At 46.9% G+C, this 405-nt stretch carries 1 protein-coding gene; it reads right to left on the bottom strand.

Translation table 11 applies throughout. The features are described from left to right. Nucleotides 1-405: DUF927 domain-containing protein (locus A3762_RS07010; RefSeq protein ID WP_156493312.1), on the bottom strand; the 405-nt coding region annotated here is incomplete at both ends.

The following is a 405-nucleotide window of genomic DNA, read 5'->3' as shown; positions in this document are numbered from 1 at the left end:
TGCTGGAGTCACCATAAAAGTGAAAACCTCCGCCTTGTCGTTTTATCAGGTAGAGCAGGGGTCCAGATAGTGCGGCTCCGATTGCCAGCTGTAAAAGCGGGTTTCCCGTCATCAGTGCACCAATAGATTGTTGCCATTGTTCAAGCGTGCCGCTGACAACATAATCGTCATACGTTGCATATTCGCTTTGGAATATCGCATCGCCATGACCAATGTTTCGGGTCGGTAGAATAAAAAGATCTTCATTGTGCCAGCCTGTTATGCTCGCTGAGGTCATGCGTTTTATTGGTTCAAACGATTGCAGATATCTCGGCAATGATTGTCGATTATTAGTGTCGAGCTTTAATCCCATATCCAATAACTCACGGCGTAGCTCTGCACAATCCGTTGCCAGCATGTGCATCG

The organism is Oleiphilus sp. HI0125 (genome assembly GCF_001635355.1).
Note: the sequence above shows the minus strand (reverse complement) of the source record. Positions and strands in the feature narration are given on the sequence as shown.